A 16,574-nucleotide genomic window follows, 5' to 3' on the forward strand; every position below is an offset into this window, starting at 1 on the left:
CCTCCCCCTTGTGGAAATCATAGGGGGCAGAGACTAAAGCGCAAGGGAAGAGCTCTTCAGCCCTGCATTCCTCCCCAAACCACGAAGGGTCCACCCTTCCGCCTGCCACAACCCGGGGTCCAGGACGTTGCGCGCATCCAGCACCACCCGGCGTCGTACGAGCTTTCCGGCGACGGCGGGAGACAGCCTGCGGTATTCATCCCACTCCGTGAGCAGCAACACCAGCTCGGCATCATCGAGTGCAGCTTCGAGGGAAGGCTCGAAACGCAGCTGCGGGTAGCGCATCCAGGAGTTGTTGATGGCCTTTGGATCGGTCACCGTCACGTGGGCTCCTGCCACCGCGAGCTGCAGGGCCACGTCCAGGGCGGGGGAGTCACGGATGTCGTCGGTGTCGGGTTTGAAGGCGGCGCCCAGGATGGTAACGGTCCGGCCCGACAGGTTGCCGCCGCACAGCTCGCGGGCGATCTCCACGGTGCGGGCGCGCTGGCCGACATTGACGGAATCCACCAGCCCCATCCACTCGTCCACAGAGTCCACGCCCAGCCCCACGGCCTGCGTCCGGAAGCTGCGGATGTCCTTGGGGAGGCAGCCCCCACCGAAGCCCAGCCCGGCATGCAGGTACCGGCCGCCGATCCGCGGGTCCATGCCCATCGCTTTGCTGAGCTCGTTGACGTCAGCGCCGGAGGCATCACACAGCTCGGCCATGGCGTTGATGAAGCTGACCTTGGTGGCCAGGTACGCGTTCGACGCCGACTTGATGAGCTCCGCCGTCGCGTAGTTGCAGACGAGCCGCGGGATCCCGGCGCAGAGCAGGGGTTCGTATACGGTGTCCAGGGCGGCCGTTACGCCCCGGCCTTCCACGGAGTTCTTCCCGCCAGGCACGCCGTACACAAGCCGGTCCGGCACCAGCGAATCCTTCACCGCGGTTCCCTGCCTCAGGAATTCAGGGTTCCAGCCGAGGAGCACGTCAGGGCGTCCGGACAGGATACCGCCGAGCACGTCGACAGTGCCGACGGGCACGGTCGATTTACCGACGACGACGGCGCGTCGGGCCAGATGGGGGAGCAGCGCCTCGGTGGCGGCGAGCAAGTAGCTGAGGTCGGCGTCGCCGGATGTTTTGGACTGCGGTGTCCCGACGCAGAGGAAGTGCACCTGGGCGTCGGCGGCGTCCGCGAAGTCGGCGGAAAACCTCAGCTTGCCCGTGGTGAGCCCGTGCTGCAGGAGTTCGTCCAGGCCGGGTTCGTAGAACGGTGCGAGGCCACGCCCCAGGTGGTCAACTTTTGCGGCGTCGACGTCGATTCCCACCACGCTGTGGCCCATTGAGGCCAGTGTGGCGGCGTGGACAGCGCCAAGGTAGCCGCAGCCAATCACGGAGATATTCATGCCGGGTTCCTTACTGTCGGAGTGGTTGGAGTGCTCTGCCCGGCCATGACCTGCCGATAGTGGCGCACCAGTTCGGCGCTGAGCGCGGGCCACGTCCTGCCTTGGACCGAAGAGTGGGCTGCCGCTGAAAAGGCGCGGCGCTTGGCGTCGTCGCCGGTCAGGTCCACCACCCGACGCCGCAGCTCCGCGAGGTTTCCCGGCTCATAGAGCCAGCCGGTGCGGGAGTTTTCCACCAGGTCCAGGGGCCCGCCGCGGCCGGTAGCCACCACCGGTACTCCCGAGGCCATGGCTTCCTGGATGGTCTGGCAGAAGGTTTCCAGCTCGCCGGGATGGACGAAAAGGTCAAAGGAAGCCACCACGCGGGCCAGCTCGTCGCCGCCGAGAAATCCGGTGAACAGAGCTTGGGGGAGGGCGTCCTGGAGGGTTTCGCGCTGGGGGCCGTCGCCGACTATCACCAGCCTGCAGCCGGGGATATCGGCCAGGACGGCAAGGTCTTCCACCTGTTTTTCGACCGCCAATCGCCCCACATAGCCGATGATCCTCTCACCGCCGGGTGCCACCGAAGCCCGCCAGCCGTCGTCGCGCTTTTCAGGGCTGAACCGCGCGGTATCCACACCGCGCCGCCACAAATCCACCCGCGGAATCCCGCGCCCGCGCAACTGGTTCAGCGCGAAAGTGGAAGGCACCAGCGTCCTGCTGGCGAGGAGATGGATGTTCTCCACGCGGTTCCAGGCCCAGTTCTCCATAAACGGGACGCCGTAGCGGGCTGCGTAGCTGGGGACCTCAGTCTGGTAGATGGCCACTGACGGGATGCCGAGCTGGTGTGCCGCCTGGACGGCCCGCCAACCCAGGACAAATGGAGAGGCGAGGTGGACGACGTCAGGCGCGTAATCGGCAAGGATTCGCTTGACCCGATTCACACCTCCCAGCGCCACCCGCACGTTGGTGTACCCGGCCAGCGGTACCGAGGGAAGCCGGTGAACATAGGCGCCATGGACAACATCGAGGACTTCCACGTCCTGTGTTGACGGCGCAATGACCAGCACGTCATCCCCCCGTTCCTGCAGATGCTCCAGCACCCGCAGGATGGAGTGCGTAACCCCGTTCATCAGCGGCAGGAATGATTCGGCAACAATTGCGATCCTCACCCCTCCACCGTGCTGGCGGCGGCTTACCCGGCGGGGGAGGGAGCGTGACGGCGAGGGGAAGATTTGGTTAACAAGGTCTGCTGCCGACCGGAATGCGTGACTTTTAGGGCTGTGCCGGAGAGAGTTCCGCGCGATCTAGGGGTTGGCCTGGGCCGCCGGGCTCAAAAGTTACGCATAAAGAGTGCCGCTTATTCTCTGCGTCTAAGGGCCGTCAGCTTTTTGGGCTGGTTATGGATACGTTGCCGCCGCCCGAGCTCTGTCGAAGGCAGTCTGCGATTCGCTCAGCGTCCTCCTGTGTCGCTGCTTCCTTGAACTTGATGCTCAAGTGCGTCGATGGCAGATTCGCGCTTTCAATTGATTCTTCGATAATTGGATCTTCCAAACACTGGTCTATTGGCCCTATACCCCTCGAGTCGAACAGGCTCACGAACCAGCGGTCAGAGGTTCCGGGAGTGATGTCTGTTTCGCCTGGAGCAGTTCCGCAGCCTCCCAAGGCAAGGGTCAACAGGCACAAACTCAGCAATTGATATCTCTGACGCTTCAAGGTGAGGCCCCTTCTTTGGAACTTCCAGCGTGACCAGAGCTCATCGGAAACGGCTGGGGTTGGTTTCCTGCTATACGCCGACGACGGCGTACAGGCCGTTCAGTTCCTTGGCCAGGTGTTCAATGTCCCTCGTCGACGGCTGGCCGGTCGACATTTCGCTGTGATCCACAACCATCCAGTTCTTGCCGTGCACGAGATGGACTTTGCCCTGATTGGAGTCAGACAACATCCTGTAGCTCTCCTGAAGGGCCTTCTGGTCCGTGTAGACGTCTATCTGGACATTTTCAAAGCACAGTTTCTGCCCTGACGTCAGCGGGACGCCATCGCCCATCGGGACAATTGGCTCGCCAACAGGATCCGGCGTGCAGTCCAGTAGCTCATCGACGGCGGCGTAGGCCTCATCGATGGAGCTGAATGCCTGCAGGTTTTCGCCTGGCGTTTGGGCTTGGGCCGCACACCCCGTGAGTGCTACTGCTACAAGAAAAGTCGGTACTGCGATGTCCAGCCAACGCCTGCGTTTCTTCATTTTTATTCCCCCATTTATTGATGGCACTATTCCACATGCGCACGAACAGGTGAAGCCCAAGCTTTACGAAATGCACTGTACAGCTTTGCGTGAATCCAGCCATCCCTGTACGTTTGGCTGTCATGGAGACACTCACGCACTCGGCAGTATTGGCAAGATTCGGGTATGCCTTGTCGGACCCGACACGGGCGAAGATCCTGCTGGCGTTGCGGGAGGCTCCTGCCTATCCGAGTGACCTTGCCGAGCTGATTGGGGTCAGCCGCCAAAGCATGTCGAATCACCTGACCTGCCTGCGTGGATGCGGGCTGGTGGTTTCAGCCCCCGAGGGCCGCAAGGCGAAGTATGAACTGGCGGACCCCAAACTGGGCCACGCGCTCACCGACCTGCTCGGCGTCGTTGCCGTGGCGCCCGAGTGCAGCTGCGGCGGCGACTCGAAGGACTGCTGCTGATGAGCGCTGAGGCACTGCACCCGCCGGCATCCACCGTGGAGCGCCGCGCCGTCCTGTCCCGGCGGATCAGGTTCTTTGTCGCGGCAACAATCACCTACAACATCATCGAAGCGGTGGTGGCCATCAGTGCGGGAACGGTGGCCTCTTCTGCCGCCCTTGTGGCCTTCGGTCTTGACTCCATCGTCGAGGTTCTTTCCGCGGCCGCAGTTGCCTGGCAGTTCGCCGGCCCGGACTCAGAGGCCAGGGAGAAGACGGCTCTGAGACTCGTTGCCTTCTCCTTCTTCGCGCTCGCCGCCATCGTGACGATCGATTCATCGCGCAGCCTGCTGGGCTTTGCCGAACCGCAGCATTCGCCAGTGGGTATCGGCCTGGCAGCCGTGAGCCTGGCTGTTATGCCCGTGCTTTCCTGGGCTCAGCGCCGTGCCGGACGGGAACTGGGGTCCAGATCCGCCGTGGCCGATTCCAAGCAGACACTGCTGTGTACCTACCTCTCGGCGGTCCTGCTCGCCGGACTGGTTCTGAACAGCACTCTCGGCTGGACCTGGGCCGACCCCATCGCTGCCCTGGTCATCGCCGGAGTTGCGATCAAGGAAGGCCGTGAAGCCTGGCGCGGCGACTCCTGCTGCCCACACTGAAATGTGTCGCTAAGGCCGGTACGGCTACCGCCGGTATAGCCAAGGCGGGCACGGCTACGGCGGGCCGAGGATTCGCCTGGCCTCGTTCTGCGCCTCCAGCTCCTCGGGGGTCAGGGTTTGGCCCGCGAGGAAACCGGCGCCGGAGATGATCCTCCTCAGCTCGGCGACTGTACGGGGGATGCCCACACCGTGATGGGCCATCGCATGGCAATTGGCACACAGCGGAACGAGATCTGTCACCGGATCCAGCTCGTAGTCCACCCCGAGCTGCGAGACCGGAACGATGTGATGGACGTGGATGAAGTCCTTCCCGATCTCGCCATACGTGATTTCGAAAGAGAACCCGCAGGCGGCGCAGGCCGTGCCGTGATGGGCAAGGCAGGCACGACGGGCTTCCGGGTCCCTCTCGTAGCGGTTCACCTCGACCCGGCTCAGGGCCTCTCCCGGATATGTCCCAGGCGCAGGAAGGGTGGGATCGGCGATTGGCGGCGGCCCCAACTCGCTCCACAGCAGACGGACTTTCAGCTCCTCGGACGGCTCGATGGTGAGTCCGGAACCAGAAATGCCCTCCCAGGGCACACCCTGGACTGCATCCAGGAGTACCTCCGGGGCAATTTGCTCACCGAAAGGCAAGAACGCGTCGAAGGCGACGTCAACGCTGAGGGACGCCTCGCCAGCAGTGGCGTACGGCTCAGAGAGGATTCTGCCGTGACCAATGAGCCCCCGGCCGAGGCGGCCCTGCAAAAGAAGCCACGCGTCTGCTCCCAGGGGAATGTCCTGGTTCCCGCCCACACTCCAGCTGCGCAGGAACTGGCCCGTTTCGGTCACCTGTTTCCTGACGGCCTCATAGTCCCAGTCGTGCCAGCGATCCGGATTCCATGCCAGGATGACGGCTGTCATGGCTCAACTCTCCACTGCCTCAAATCCAACTCTGCCCCTGATTGAACGCTTCCCCTAAGCGAAACCGGGGCGCCTATTCGAACCGGGATGGATCGCCTGCTCCGCGCCGAACAACTTCCGCGGTTCCTCCCGAAAAGTCCACCACCGTCGTCGGCTCCGTTCCGCAGTCGCCGGAATCAATGACGGCATCAACTTCATTGTCCAGGCGTTCCTTGATTTCCCAGCCCTGGGTAAGCGGCTCCGCCTGGTCCGGCAGCAGCAGCGTGCTGGTCAGCAAGGGTTCCCCCAGCTCGGCGAGAAGGGCGTGGACAAACCTGTGGTTCGGGATCCGGACGCCTACCGTCTTCTTTTTCGGGTGCAGGAGACGGCGGGGAACCTCCCGGGTGGCGGGAAGAATGAAAGTGAAGCTGCCAGGCGTCACAGCCTTGATCTGGCGGAAGACGTCGTTGCCGATGTTCACGAACTGCCCCAGCTGCGCGAAGTCGCTGCACACCAGGGTGAAGTGGTGCTTGCTGTCCAGTTGGCGGATGGTGCGGATCCGGTCCAATGCCTCTCTATTGCCCAGCTGTGCACCAAGGGCATAGCAGGAGTCGGTGGGGTAGGCGATGAGCCCACCGTCCCGGAGCATGTCCACTACCTGGTTAATGGCGCGCGGTTGGGGGTCCTCAGGATGAACATCAAAGAATCTGGCCATGGCACGAGCTTACGGCTGCGCCGCAGTTACGGGCAGGGGGACACGATGGGCCGGCCACGCAGGAAAGAGGACGCTCAGGCTCCGCTGATGCCAAAGAGCCCGATGATGAGGGCCATAACCAGGATGGTTACCAGTTCGTGGGCGCAGTTCAGTACAGTCAGCCCGGCTGGCCGGTTGTCGAAGGCGTCGTGGGTGATGAAGCGGGCAGCGGTGAAACCTGCCCACAGAATCGCGGCGGTGATCAGTGAGTTGGCCAGGAAACTGCCGCCGTAAAAACCCTGGGCAATGGCAACCGAACCGGCCAGAACCCAGGCCGTCACGAAGCTGACCACGAGGGTTATCGCGATGGGCCGGATGGCATCCCGCGAGTTCCCGCTGGGTTTGACGTTTGCCGTCTTCATCCAGTAATTGCCGAACACCTTGGGGGTATACCAGACGGAGCCAACCACCATGCTGGAAAGCGTGGCCAACAGCACGGCCCAAAAGTTGATCTCTGGAATCATGGCTTGCTCCTTGGATTCGATCTGTATTCGACAACTGCCAAATTCAAACGATGGCGCACTTGCTACCCCGCATAACCCTCATTGTGACTTATTCGGAAGTCTATCCATGCACACACAAAGTCGGTGCAGTTGCCTGCGGGAATCGCAGAACAACTGCACCGACCGGTAGTTACGAACATTTCAGATTGCTATGAATCTTTCCTCATTCGCGGCTCCTTATTCCCGGCTTACGAATATCCGGGTTACCTGCGGTCCTCGGCCAGATGCCGGGAGAGAATCCAGCCGGCGCCAATCATCAAAAGACCCAACACCATGAAGGTCCAGTTGTCAGGGGTGTTCAGCGACAGGAAATTGGCCGCCGAATCCACTCCGACACTAAGCCCGTAAATGCTGAGAACGATGTACAACGCACCAAATCCCATCAGGAAGTTCCGGGCGCCCATACCGCTGCGGCACATTCCCAAACCAATACCGCCGATAACCAGGTGCACGATATTGAGCAGCATGGAAACCTGGAACAGGTTAAGGAACATCGCTTGCGAATCGGGTCCAAAGAACCTTAGTTCGTCGTACTGCGTGGTGATACCCGGGATAAAGCCCAGGATGCCGACCACGATCAAGAGGATACCAACACCCATGCCCACGTTTTGGACGTCTGTTCGTCCAAAATGCATGCCGTGGGCATGTGGGGATGCGGTAGTCATTTCTGCCTCCAACCACTGACTTGCGGACACTACAAGTTTACGGCGCGTGGACGTAAAAAGCGCTGGATAGCGCCTCCTTCGGGACTGCCCGATGGGTACCTTTGCCCAGCGACAGATCCGGTCTCTTCTGCTGGACTGGCGCCGTCACCTGCGCCCACCTGCGGACCGGCCATGGATTCCTGATCAGGGGTGGACACTTACGAACTCTGGTAGTTGCCGGGGTGCCTGTCGAAACCGGGGGAAGTGCCCCCTACATGGCACGATGGAACACGATGAAACTGCGCGCTGATCAGACCGGAGAACGTGGCCTTCCCATGCCATTGTGGATGCAGGGAGCGCTCGAGTCGGCGCAGGCAGCCATCATTTCAGCGCTGGTGGTGGTTGCACCCATCGTGGCGGTCTGGGCTACGTCCGGCTTCCAAAACTCCGGCTTCGAGGTCCTGGCCCGCCTCGCAGGACAGGCATGGTTGTTGATTCACGGAGTGCCGCTGCACCTCACAACCGTTGAAGGTTCTGTAGCAAGCCAGGCCGACGGCGGTACGCTCTCCTTGACGCCCCTGGGACTGACCCTCATCCCGTTCCTGCTCGCCTGGCGTGCAGGACGCCGCCTCGCCAGAGCCTCCTACACCGATCAGCTGTGGCAGGCTCTGCTGGGCTCCTGGTTGGTATACGGAGCGTTCGGAGCCGCCACCGGTTTCGTGTGCCGGACTGCCGACGTCGCGATCAACCTCTGGTTCGCTGCCCTGATACCGCTTGTGCCTTTCGCCCTGGGCATGGTGGTTGGCGCCCGCCGGGAAGCAGGCTCCTGGAGCCGGCTGATCGGCGTCGACGCCGTGGCCTGGATCTCGCGGACCAGCCAGCATTCCCGCTGGGCGGGCTCGTACGTTGCATCAGTCGTCAAAGCAGCCACAGTGGCAGTTATTGCCGCCTTCGCCCTCTCCTCGGCGCTGCTGGCTGCGAATCTGCTGATCCATTGGGACCTGATCATTGCGGTGTATGAAGGGCTCGACGCCGGGGCGATCGGCGGTGCCGTGCTCACCATTGCGCAACTGGGATACCTGCCCAACCTTGCCATTTACGCGCTCGCATGGACGTCCGGCTCGGGCTTTGCCCTCGGGGTGGGATCCCAGGCCGGGCCGCTGGCCACCGCCGTGGGTCCCTTGCCGTCCATTCCCGTTTTCGCCGCCCTGCCTGCGGGCTACCTCGAGTACGGGTTTGTGGCGCTTGTGGTGCCTGTCCTGGCGGGGGTCCTGGGTGGTTGGTGGTTCCTGCGGGCAGGGGAGAACCACTTCGATGAATGGCTGGCTATCAAGATCCGGGCGCGTTGGTTTACTGCCACGGTTTCCACCCTCGCCCTGGGGTCCATGATCGGTGGCGTGGCCGGAGTCCTGGCAGGCGCATTGGCCTGGCTGGCACGCGGTTCCGCCGGGATGGGACGGCTCACCGACATCGGCCCGGACCCGCTGTGGACGGCAGTCTGGCTGGCAGCGGAAGTGGGCGCCGGCGTCGTGATCGGTTACGCGGCAGGACCCTGGCTGGAACGGCAACAGAACGTGCCGGAAGAAGATCTGCAAAGCGCTGTTTAGCGCCTTTTCCCTTCCGGCGATTTGTGCACCAGCAGCTCGAGCCGGTCAGGACATCCCGGGCAGCTTGTTCTCCAGCTCCGTGCGGCACTCAGAGGTGGCCCGCTGGGTCAGGGCTTCACGCTGGCACTGCTGGAAATCGCTGAACTGATTGAAGAACGCGCCCACCATGAGGAGCACCATGACCATGACGCCGGAAACCAGCAGCCCGGTGATGACCCCGAACAGCACCAGCTTGGATTCCTTCCGCGTGATGGCGCGGATCAACACGATGACACCCAGCGCAAGGCTGGCCGCCGTGAGGATGGCCGACAGCCAGACGTAGGCGATATCCAGCTGGATCACGAAGAGGGACCCCAGGACCACCACGATAAAAAGGCGGAAGAGGGTGTGCGTCTTGGCGAGCGAGGCCTGGGCGGCCTCGCTGAGCGGCTGCCTCGCGCGCTGCATGCTGCCGGGATCCTGTGTGGGGTTCATGTTTTCAAGCCTACGCGAGCGGCCCCTAAGCTAGAGCCATGCGCATCGTAGTCCTCGTTTCCGGCACCGGCTCCAACCTCCAGGCAGTCATCGACGCCGTCAAGGCAGGCGAGCTGGATGTTGAGATCGCCGCTGTGGGCGCAGACCGTCCCGGGACCTACGGCGTGGAACGCTCAGCCGCAGCTGGCATCGATACTTTTGTGGTCGATTTCAAGGCCTACTCCGACCGTGCTGAATGGAACGCGGCGCTGACTGACGCCGTCGCCGCTTACAACCCGGATGTTGTGGTCTCCTCGGGATTCATGCGCATTGTGAGCCCGGGATTCATCGAGGCGTTCGAGGGCAAATACCTCAACACCCATCCTGCCCTGTTGCCCGCTTTCCCGGGTGCCCATGGAGTGCGCGATGCCATGGCCTACGGCGTGAAGGTTACGGGCTGCACTGTTCACTGGGCCGATGCCGGCGTGGACACAGGCCCCATCATCGCGCAGGAGGCCGTGGCCATCGAGGACGCCGATACCGAAGAGAGCCTCCACGAGCGGATCAAGCTGGTGGAGCGACGGTTGCTGGTGTCGACCCTGGCCATGCTGGCAGCCGAGCACAAGACCGGCCAAGTGGCGCCCCGCAGCTAAACAGCGGGGTTTTCACTCACAAGGGCGAGCCCAGGCGGGCGAAGCGATCCAGGACTTCCAGTACCGTTTCGACCATGGCTGGATGACCGGTACCGTGACCGGCCTCGTCGATCAAATGGAGTTCGGCGTCCGGCCATGCCTGGGCGACGTGCCAGGCGATATCTGCCGGGCCGCTGATGTCCAATCGGCCATGCACCAGTGCGCCCGGGATTCCGGCCAGTTTCCCCGCTTCCCGGATCAGGACGCCATCCTCAAGCCAGGCAGCGTGGCGCCAGTAATGAGTGACCAACCGGGCGAACACCATCCGGAAATGGGGATCTTCATACCGCGCGTCCGGTCTGTAATTCGGGTGGGTTGCGACATGCGTGTCCTCCCAGCGGCACCAGTCCTTTGCCGCCTGTTTGCGGACCAGAGGGTCGGGATCCTCCAGCAGTCTGCTGTACGCGTCGACGAGGCTTCCGTCGCGGTCTTCTGCCGGAACGCCGTCGCGGAACATAGACCACTCGGCTGGAAAGATGCGGCCCATATCCCGCGTAACCCAGTCCACCTCACGACGGGACGTGCTGGTGACACTAAAAAGCACCATCTCAGAGACGTGGTCCGGATGGGTTTCGGCATAAGCCAGGCCGAGAGTCGCACCCCATGAGCCTCCCAGCACCAGCCACTTGTCGATGCCGAGATGCACGCGCAGCTGTTCGATATCCCGGATCAGGTGATGGGTTGTGTTCACGCTGAGGTCGACGCCGTACTCGCCCGCGTCCGGCTCGCTCCGGCCGCAGCCACGCTGGTCGAACAGGACCACCATGTACGCAGAGGGGTCGAAGAACTGACGCCAGCCAGGGGTGCAGCCGGAGCCAGGTCCGCCATGAAGAACGACGGCGGGTTTGCCGGCCGGATTGCCACAGACCTCCCAGTAGACCCGGTTGCCGTCGCCGACGTCGAGCAGGCCATGGTTGAAGGGTTCACTCAAGGGGTACATAAGGCCGCTCGCTCAGATTGGAGATGGGGGAGAGGGGGCGCTTACTCCAGCCGGCGCTGCTTCGTCTCGGGGGAGAAGAACACCATCCACAGCACGGCCAGCACCACGAGCCCGCCGGCCAAGGCGAACGATGAAGCCAGCCCCAGCTCCGGCCAGAAGTAGCTCGCGAAGATCAGCGGACCCAGGCCTGCCCCCACCCGTGAGAACGTGGACGCCCAGCCGAAGCCGCTGCCGCGCAGTTCCGTCGGATAGAGCTCGGATACGTAGGCGTACAGGACGGGGATGGCCACCTGCACCACAAAGCCGAAGGCCAGCAACCAGAACACCGCCGCCGAGGGAATGTCCACCACAAACGCCACAATCACCAGGATCAGAGCCGACAGCGGCCCCGTGATGGCGAGGATCCATTTGCGGCCCACCTGCTCGACGAGCGCTGCCGCCACCACTACACCGAGAAGTCCGACGGCGGCCATTCCCGCCGTCGTCAGGAACGCCTTGTACTCCTCGAAACCGGCGCCGATCAGGATCCGGGGCATCCAGGTCAGCGACAGGTAGTACACGAGGAGGATGCTGAAGAACAAAGCCCAGGCCGCCGTCGTGATTTTCCAGTTGAACTGCCACACCAGGCGCAACTGCTGCCAGGCGCTGCCGGCGGAAAGCCGTGGAGCTTCCTGGGCATCCGGAAGGCTGTAGGCGCGCTGCTCCGCGCCGGTTGCGAGCACTAGGTCGTCGATGACCTTTGCGGCTTCCTCGCGCCTGCCCTTGCGGATGAGGAACAGCGGGGATTCGGGGACGCTGCGGCGGACCCAGAACACGAGGAGCGCCGGCAGCACCATGACAAGCATGGTGAGCCGCCAGTCGGCGAAGAGGGCGATCAGTCCGGCCGAAACAAAGCCGCACAGAGCCGCGCCGATGGGCCACCAGCCGTCCATGGCCGTGAGGACCTTGCCGCGCTGCTTCCGGGGCGTGAACTCACCCACCAGCGCGTAATCCACGGGAATGCAGCCGCCCAGGCCGAAGCCGGCCATAAACCGGAACGCGCAGAACCACACGAAATCAGGGGAGAAGGCGCCCAGGACGGTGAAGAGCGAGAAGATCAGCAGGGTCGCGGTGAAGGCCTTCTTGCGGCCGATCGTGTCCGCGATGGTGCCCCAGGCGAAGGCGCCCAAGGCCATGCCGATGAGGTTGGCGGTGCCGATCCAGGCGGCTTCACCGGGAGCCAGGGCCCAGTGCGTGGAGAGGAGCGGAATGAGGATTCCGTTGAGAGTGACATCCCAGGCATCGAACATAAAGCCCAGGCCGCCAATCAGGAAGATCCGGCCCTGTACTTTCCAACGCCACGGCAGTTCCTGGACCACCTGTTCGCCGCTGGGCACAGTGGTGTAAGTATTCATCTCTCGGCCTCCTCCAAGGAGAACTTTACGTTGCAGATGAGCGGGCCCCGCAACACGATAAACTGGCTTCATCCCACCCACATACGACGGAGACTTTTGTGAGCTTCACGCAGCTTGACCGTGTTCCCATCCGCCGAGCCCTCATCTCGGTCTACGACAAAACCGGTCTGGAGGAGCTCGCACGGGGCCTGCACGCAGCAGGCGTCACCCTCGTATCCACCGGCTCCACCGCCAAGAAGATCGCCGCCGCAGGCATCCCGGTGAAGGAAGTCGAAGAAGTCACCGGTTCGCCGGAAATGCTGGACGGCCGCGTCAAGACCCTGCACCCCCGCGTGCACGGCGGCATCCTTGCCGACCGCCGGGTCCCGGCCCACATGGAAACCCTCGCGGGCATGGAGATCGAAACCTTCGACCTCGTCGTCGTGAATCTCTACCCCTTTGTGGAGACCGTGAAGTCCGGTGCGGCACCGGACGACGTCGTGGAGCAGATCGATATCGGCGGTCCCGCCATGGTGCGCTCGGCCGCGAAGAACCACGCCGCCGTCGCCATTGTGGTTGACCCGAAGTTCTACGGCGAGGTGGTGGCCGCGGCAGCCGACGGCGGTTTCGACCTGAAGACCCGGCGCCGCCTGGCCGCCAAGGCCTTCGCGCACACCGCTTCCTATGACAACGCGGTGGCCACCTGGACTGCCAGCCAGTTCCTCGATGAAGACGGCGACGGCGTGATCGACTGGCCTGCCTACGCCGGCCTTTCCCTGGAACGCTCAGAGGTGTTGCGCTACGGCGAAAACCCGCACCAGCAGGCCGCGCTCTACGTGGACAAGGCAGCTCCCGCCGGCATCGCCCAGGCGGACCAGCTGCACGGCAAGGCCATGAGCTACAACAACTTCGTGGACGCCGACGCCGCCCTCCGCGCCGCCTACGATTTCGCCGAGCCAGCCGTCGCCATCATCAAGCACGCCAACCCGTGCGGTGTCGCCGTTGGTTCCGCCGATTCGGCTGACCCGCTCGCCGACGCCCACGCCAAGGCCCACGCCTGCGATCCGGTGTCCGCGTTCGGTGGCGTAATCGCCGCCAACCGCACCGTAACCGCAGGCATGGCCAAGACCGTCGCAGGCATCTTCACCGAGGTTGTCATCGCTCCGGGCTTCGAGCCGGAAGCCGTGGAAATCCTCTCCAAAAAGAAGAACATCCGCCTGCTCGCCCTGCCGGAGGGCTACGGCCGCTACCCGAGCGAAATCCGCCAGGTTTCCGGCGGCGTACTCGTCCAGGTCACCGACAAGGTGGACGCCGACGGCGACAACCCCGCCAACTGGACCCTCGCCGCCGGTGAGGCAGCCGACGAGAAGACCCTGGCCGACCTCGCTTTCGCCTGGACGGCCTGCCGCGCAGCCAAGTCCAATGCCATCCTGATCGCGTCCGACGGTGCCGCCGTCGGCATCGGCATGGGCCAGGTCAACAGGCTCGATTCCTGCCGCCTCGCCGTAGAACGGGCCAACACACTGGGTGTCAGTGTGCAGTCGGATGTCGAAGGGGCCGGGGGCGCCTCAAACGCCGACGCCACTGGAGCGCCGGAACGTGCCCGCGGGGCCGTGGCTGCTTCAGACGCGTTTTTCCCCTTCGCTGACGGCCTGCAGATCCTGATCGACGCCGGCGTCCGCGCCGTCGTCCAGCCCGGCGGTTCCGTCCGGGACGACGAGGTCATCGCCGCGGCCAACGCCGCCGGCATCACCATGTACTTCACCGGCGCCCGCCACTTCTTCCACTAATCCCCACCGCCTCCCTAGCCTCGCTGCGCTCGGCTAGGGAACCCGGGCGGCGTGGGCCCAGCACCGGGCACCACCCGGGAACAGTACGACGGCGACTGCCCCTTCGCGGGACGGTCGCCGTCGTCGTATGTTCAGTTGTTGACCTCAGCGTTCCGTGCCGTCCTGATCCTGGGCCTGATCATGGGCGGAGCCGTTCGCAGGGTCGGGTACCTCAAGGGTCCGCCCTGCCGGCTTGGCTTGCGCCATCCGTTCGGGAGTCCAGTACTCAAGGACCTCCTCAGGCGTCTCCTCTACCTGATGGGAAGTGACCTGGGGATGGCCTGAGTCGTTGGACTCACCTGGCTGATGAGGCATCCGAGTACGCCTGACGGATGACTGATCCCCAGTACGGGCCGTACATGATGGGGTACTTCTTCCCGTAGCCGTAGCTGTTGACTGAGTTTTGGACGCCGTCGGACCCCGAGCCGATAAACCAGGGGCCGCCTGAGGACCCGCCGGTCATGTCACAGGAAATGCCCTGGGAGTTGAACTGCGGGTTGAAAGGATCATCGCTGGCTGTCCCGGTGCAGCTTACCAGGGACGTGCCGTCGAAGGGCTTTGCGGCAGGGTAGCCGTAAGCCGTGTAGCTCAGGCCGCGGGGGGCGTTGAATTCGACGCCAGAGGCTCCAACGGTATCCGCCAGGGTCTTGCCATTAACAGGGGCGACGACGGCGAACCCGGTGTCGTACTGCATGTCACCTGCAGAGCTCCACTGGGTGGGCGTGTGCAGGGAGGTGGCAGCGAACCTGCCGTACGGTTCCGCGCCGTTCAGATAGGCGGGAACGAAAACGAAGTTAGTGGCGAAAGCGCCGGGGCCTTCGTTAAGGCAGTGGCCCGCGGTGGACACAGTGCTTCCGTTGGCGGACGCCACGGAGTTGCCCGAGCAGACATAGTTCCCGCTGGGCAGAGTGAAGAAAACCTTCCCGATGTGGGACACCGGCGCTTCGTCAGTGTGCAGGCTGGACTTGCTCGGCGCCTCCTGGCCGGAGATTTTGGTGCTTGAGCCCCTCTCCACGGTGGCTGCGCTGGACCTGTTGCCCCGGGCCACGGCCTTATTCGCCAGAACGTCGCCAGGGATGGCATTACGCATCCGCTCCGGGGTCCAGTATTCGGCGGCACCTGAAGCATTAACCGCTTTGCTTGTTACGCCGCTCGAACCGCCTTCGTCCACCGCGGCAGGTGCAGCCGTAGCCGCCCCTCCGGCTGATATAACAAGGAGCGCTGCAGCCGAAAGGCTGAGCAAACTCGTGGCGAGAGACCTGGACCTGTTCATCATTTTCCTTACACCCGTGGAAGGGCGGCCCCCAAATAGCCGCCCGAGTAGTGAGCTTGAACCTATCCAGATATGACCACTTTGTAAACGAAGGTTTCGCGCCTGTTTGCTCAAGCAATGCTCAAGGAAGCTTCCGCCCCATATTTCAAAGTCGGTCGTTGAAGAACTCTTCAGGGTGGAAGTCACGAACTCCGCCGCTCCACATACGCCTGGCGCAGCAACGGAGTGGCTTGGGCTTCACGCACTGTCTCCGCGCACTACTCCGCCATGCATTCCACCGGAACCAGGATATCGGCGAGGGCGGGATCGTGGCGGCTATCAACTATAGGATTCAGCAATGACCCGGCCCCGCACCACGGAGATCCCGCCGCCCGGAGGCCTCGAGCGGCTGTTGGGAAGTCCCCTCGTAACCGAGATCGAATTCCTGACGGCGCGTGCACGGGCGCTGGGGAGTGCCAAGGCCAACGCGCTGCTGGCGCCACTGGACCTGAAGATCAGGTCGTACGCCGTGCTGTCATTAGCTTGCAGCGCCGCGGCGCCGTCACAACGCGAACTCGCTGAATTCCTGCTGCTGGATCCGAGCCAGATCGTGGCCCTGGTGGACGGGCTGGAACAACGGGGGCTGGTCAAACGGGAAACTGACCCCCAGGATCGCCGCTCCAAGGTCATCAAAGGCACGGCCAAGGGCCGGCGGCTGCTTGCCCAGGCGGCCGTGGCCACACAGCAGGCGGAAGACCAGGCCATGGGTAATTTCACCGCAACCGAACGTACCCAGCTCAGGGACCTGTTGCGGAGAATTGCTTTCTAAACGAGGTCCTTCCGGGCCCAGGCGGCCGCGCGGCGGTAACGCAAGTGCTTTTGGACACAGGCGTGGGCGCCAACCTCGCGTCCTCGGGTAAGTTAGACCTGTTGAAATAACACAGACTCCAGCTATACGCATAC

General features: G+C 63.4%; 18 protein-coding genes. 7 read left to right on the top strand and 11 right to left on the bottom strand.

Going from position 1 to position 16,574, the window contains the following annotated elements:
* Positions 1 to 33: 33 nt before the first annotated feature.
* The 3 genes from M1D88_RS05340 to M1D88_RS05350 all read right to left on the bottom strand — a co-directional run bounded on the left by M1D88_RS05340 (position 34) and on the right by M1D88_RS05350 (position 3,601).
* The gene (locus tag M1D88_RS05340; RefSeq protein ID WP_458113533.1) at positions 34 to 1,383 is read right to left on the bottom strand and encodes a UDP-glucose dehydrogenase family protein; all 1,350 of its coding nucleotides are present in this window, start codon (positions 1,381 to 1,383) and stop codon (positions 34 to 36) included.
* Complete coding sequence (locus tag M1D88_RS05345) at positions 1,380 to 2,531, bottom strand: glycosyltransferase family 4 protein (RefSeq protein ID WP_458113534.1); 1,152 nt, start codon at positions 2,529 to 2,531, stop codon at positions 1,380 to 1,382. The genes M1D88_RS05340 and M1D88_RS05345 overlap by 4 nt, the downstream gene beginning before the upstream one ends.
* A 614-nt stretch (positions 2,532 to 3,145) precedes the next feature.
* The gene (locus tag M1D88_RS05350) at positions 3,146 to 3,601 is read right to left on the bottom strand and encodes a hypothetical protein (protein WP_458113535.1); all 456 of its coding nucleotides are present in this window, start codon (positions 3,599 to 3,601) and stop codon (positions 3,146 to 3,148) included.
* A 122-nt stretch (positions 3,602 to 3,723) separates the two neighbouring features.
* Here M1D88_RS05350 and M1D88_RS05355 point away from each other — a divergent pair, with 122 nt between their 5' ends.
* Both M1D88_RS05355 and M1D88_RS05360 read left to right on the top strand, forming a co-directional pair.
* Complete coding sequence (locus M1D88_RS05355; RefSeq protein WP_458113536.1) at positions 3,724 to 4,050, top strand: ArsR/SmtB family transcription factor; 327 nt, start codon at positions 3,724 to 3,726, stop codon at positions 4,048 to 4,050.
* Positions 4,050 to 4,685: a cation transporter gene (locus tag M1D88_RS05360; protein WP_458113537.1), complete on the top strand. Its 636-nt coding sequence runs from the start codon at positions 4,050 to 4,052 to the stop codon at positions 4,683 to 4,685. The genes M1D88_RS05355 and M1D88_RS05360 overlap by 1 nt, the downstream gene beginning before the upstream one ends.
* Positions 4,686 to 4,739: 54 nt before the next feature.
* Here M1D88_RS05360 and M1D88_RS05365 read toward each other — a convergent pair whose 3' ends face one another.
* The 4 genes from M1D88_RS05365 to M1D88_RS05380 form a co-directional block, all read right to left on the bottom strand.
* Complete coding sequence (locus M1D88_RS05365; RefSeq protein WP_458113538.1) at positions 4,740 to 5,585, bottom strand: HNH endonuclease; 846 nt, start codon at positions 5,583 to 5,585, stop codon at positions 4,740 to 4,742.
* A gap of 73 nt (positions 5,586 to 5,658) precedes the next feature.
* Positions 5,659 to 6,279 (bottom strand): L-threonylcarbamoyladenylate synthase, encoded by a 621-nt coding sequence (locus M1D88_RS05370; RefSeq protein WP_458113539.1) that lies wholly within the window; start codon positions 6,277 to 6,279, stop codon positions 5,659 to 5,661.
* A gap of 74 nt (positions 6,280 to 6,353) precedes the next feature.
* On the bottom strand, positions 6,354 to 6,782 hold the full coding sequence (locus M1D88_RS05375) for a DUF1761 domain-containing protein (protein WP_458113540.1): 429 nt from the start codon (positions 6,780 to 6,782) through the stop codon (positions 6,354 to 6,356).
* Positions 6,783 to 7,024: 242 nt separating this feature from the next.
* Positions 7,025 to 7,486: a DUF4383 domain-containing protein gene (locus tag M1D88_RS05380; protein ID WP_458113541.1), complete on the bottom strand. Its 462-nt coding sequence runs from the start codon at positions 7,484 to 7,486 to the stop codon at positions 7,025 to 7,027.
* A gap of 272 nt (positions 7,487 to 7,758) precedes the next feature.
* On the opposite strand from M1D88_RS05380, the gene M1D88_RS05385 reads away from it, so the two are divergent.
* On the top strand, positions 7,759 to 9,072 hold the full coding sequence (locus M1D88_RS05385) for a cell division protein PerM (RefSeq protein WP_458114434.1): 1,314 nt from the start codon (positions 7,759 to 7,761) through the stop codon (positions 9,070 to 9,072).
* 45 nt (positions 9,073 to 9,117) lie between these two features.
* Here M1D88_RS05385 and M1D88_RS05390 read toward each other — a convergent pair whose 3' ends face one another.
* The gene (locus M1D88_RS05390) at positions 9,118 to 9,546 is read right to left on the bottom strand and encodes a hypothetical protein (RefSeq protein ID WP_458113542.1); all 429 of its coding nucleotides are present in this window, start codon (positions 9,544 to 9,546) and stop codon (positions 9,118 to 9,120) included.
* Between the two features lie 38 nt (positions 9,547 to 9,584).
* Here M1D88_RS05390 and purN point away from each other — a divergent pair, with 38 nt between their 5' ends.
* Positions 9,585 to 10,178, top strand: coding sequence for a phosphoribosylglycinamide formyltransferase (gene purN / locus M1D88_RS05395; RefSeq protein WP_458113543.1), 594 nt, complete (start codon positions 9,585 to 9,587; stop codon positions 10,176 to 10,178).
* 16 nt (positions 10,179 to 10,194) lie between these two features.
* On the opposite strand, the gene pip is transcribed toward purN, so the two are convergent.
* Together pip and M1D88_RS05405 are read right to left on the bottom strand one after the other, a co-directional pair.
* A complete protein-coding gene (gene pip, locus M1D88_RS05400; RefSeq protein ID WP_458113544.1) occupies positions 10,195 to 11,157 on the bottom strand; it encodes a prolyl aminopeptidase in 963 nt (320 codons plus the stop codon).
* 41 nt (positions 11,158 to 11,198) lie between these two features.
* Positions 11,199 to 12,551, bottom strand: coding sequence for an MFS transporter (locus tag M1D88_RS05405; RefSeq protein WP_458113545.1), 1,353 nt, complete (start codon positions 12,549 to 12,551; stop codon positions 11,199 to 11,201).
* A gap of 98 nt (positions 12,552 to 12,649) precedes the next feature.
* Here M1D88_RS05405 and purH point away from each other — a divergent pair, with 98 nt between their 5' ends.
* Together purH and M1D88_RS05415 are read left to right on the top strand one after the other, a co-directional pair.
* Positions 12,650 to 14,320 carry a bifunctional phosphoribosylaminoimidazolecarboxamide formyltransferase/IMP cyclohydrolase gene (gene purH, locus M1D88_RS05410; RefSeq protein ID WP_458113546.1) on the top strand — a complete coding sequence of 557 codons (1,671 nt, stop codon included), beginning with the start codon at positions 12,650 to 12,652 and terminating at the stop codon, positions 14,318 to 14,320.
* 51 nt (positions 14,321 to 14,371) lie between these two features.
* Positions 14,372 to 14,644 carry a hypothetical protein gene (locus M1D88_RS05415; RefSeq protein WP_458113547.1) on the top strand — a complete coding sequence of 91 codons (273 nt, stop codon included), beginning with the start codon at positions 14,372 to 14,374 and terminating at the stop codon, positions 14,642 to 14,644.
* Positions 14,645 to 14,654: 10 nt separating this feature from the next.
* On the opposite strand, the gene M1D88_RS05420 is transcribed toward M1D88_RS05415, so the two are convergent.
* Positions 14,655 to 15,632, bottom strand: coding sequence for a trypsin-like serine peptidase (locus M1D88_RS05420; protein ID WP_458114435.1), 978 nt, complete (start codon positions 15,630 to 15,632; stop codon positions 14,655 to 14,657).
* 337 nt (positions 15,633 to 15,969) lie between these two features.
* Between M1D88_RS05420 and M1D88_RS05425 the strand changes: the two genes are divergently transcribed.
* Positions 15,970 to 16,440 (top strand): MarR family winged helix-turn-helix transcriptional regulator, encoded by a 471-nt coding sequence (locus tag M1D88_RS05425; protein ID WP_458113548.1) that lies wholly within the window; start codon positions 15,970 to 15,972, stop codon positions 16,438 to 16,440.
* Positions 16,441 to 16,574: the final 134 nt, after the last annotated feature.

This window comes from Arthrobacter sp. R1-13, from assembly GCF_054161475.1.

Bases quoted from the DNA above. Each gene is read 5' to 3' on its own strand.
- M1D88_RS05340 (WP_458113533.1), bottom strand. From the start codon at position 1,383: ATGAATATCTCCGTGATTGGCTGCGGCTACCTTGGCGCTGTCCACGCC.
- M1D88_RS05350 (WP_458113535.1), bottom strand. From the start codon at position 3,601: ATGAAGAAACGCAGGCGTTGGCTGGACATCGCAGTACCGACTTTTCTT.
- M1D88_RS05355 (WP_458113536.1), top strand. From the start codon at position 3,724: ATGGAGACACTCACGCACTCGGCAGTATTGGCAAGATTCGGGTATGCC.
- M1D88_RS05360 (WP_458113537.1), top strand. From the start codon at position 4,050: ATGAGCGCTGAGGCACTGCACCCGCCGGCATCCACCGTGGAGCGCCGC.
- M1D88_RS05365 (WP_458113538.1), bottom strand. From the start codon at position 5,585: ATGACAGCCGTCATCCTGGCATGGAATCCGGATCGCTGGCACGACTGG.
- M1D88_RS05370 (WP_458113539.1), bottom strand. From the start codon at position 6,279: ATGGCCAGATTCTTTGATGTTCATCCTGAGGACCCCCAACCGCGCGCC.
- M1D88_RS05375 (WP_458113540.1), bottom strand. From the start codon at position 6,782: ATGATTCCAGAGATCAACTTTTGGGCCGTGCTGTTGGCCACGCTTTCC.
- M1D88_RS05380 (WP_458113541.1), bottom strand. From the start codon at position 7,486: ATGACTACCGCATCCCCACATGCCCACGGCATGCATTTTGGACGAACA.
- M1D88_RS05385 (WP_458114434.1), top strand. From the start codon at position 7,759: ATGAAACTGCGCGCTGATCAGACCGGAGAACGTGGCCTTCCCATGCCA.
- M1D88_RS05390 (WP_458113542.1), bottom strand. From the start codon at position 9,546: ATGAACCCCACACAGGATCCCGGCAGCATGCAGCGCGCGAGGCAGCCG.
- purN (WP_458113543.1), top strand. From the start codon at position 9,585: ATGCGCATCGTAGTCCTCGTTTCCGGCACCGGCTCCAACCTCCAGGCA.
- pip (WP_458113544.1), bottom strand. From the start codon at position 11,157: ATGTACCCCTTGAGTGAACCCTTCAACCATGGCCTGCTCGACGTCGGC.
- M1D88_RS05405 (WP_458113545.1), bottom strand. From the start codon at position 12,551: ATGAATACTTACACCACTGTGCCCAGCGGCGAACAGGTGGTCCAGGAA.
- M1D88_RS05420 (WP_458114435.1), bottom strand. From the start codon at position 15,632: ATGAACAGGTCCAGGTCTCTCGCCACGAGTTTGCTCAGCCTTTCGGCT.
- M1D88_RS05425 (WP_458113548.1), top strand. From the start codon at position 15,970: ATGACCCGGCCCCGCACCACGGAGATCCCGCCGCCCGGAGGCCTCGAG.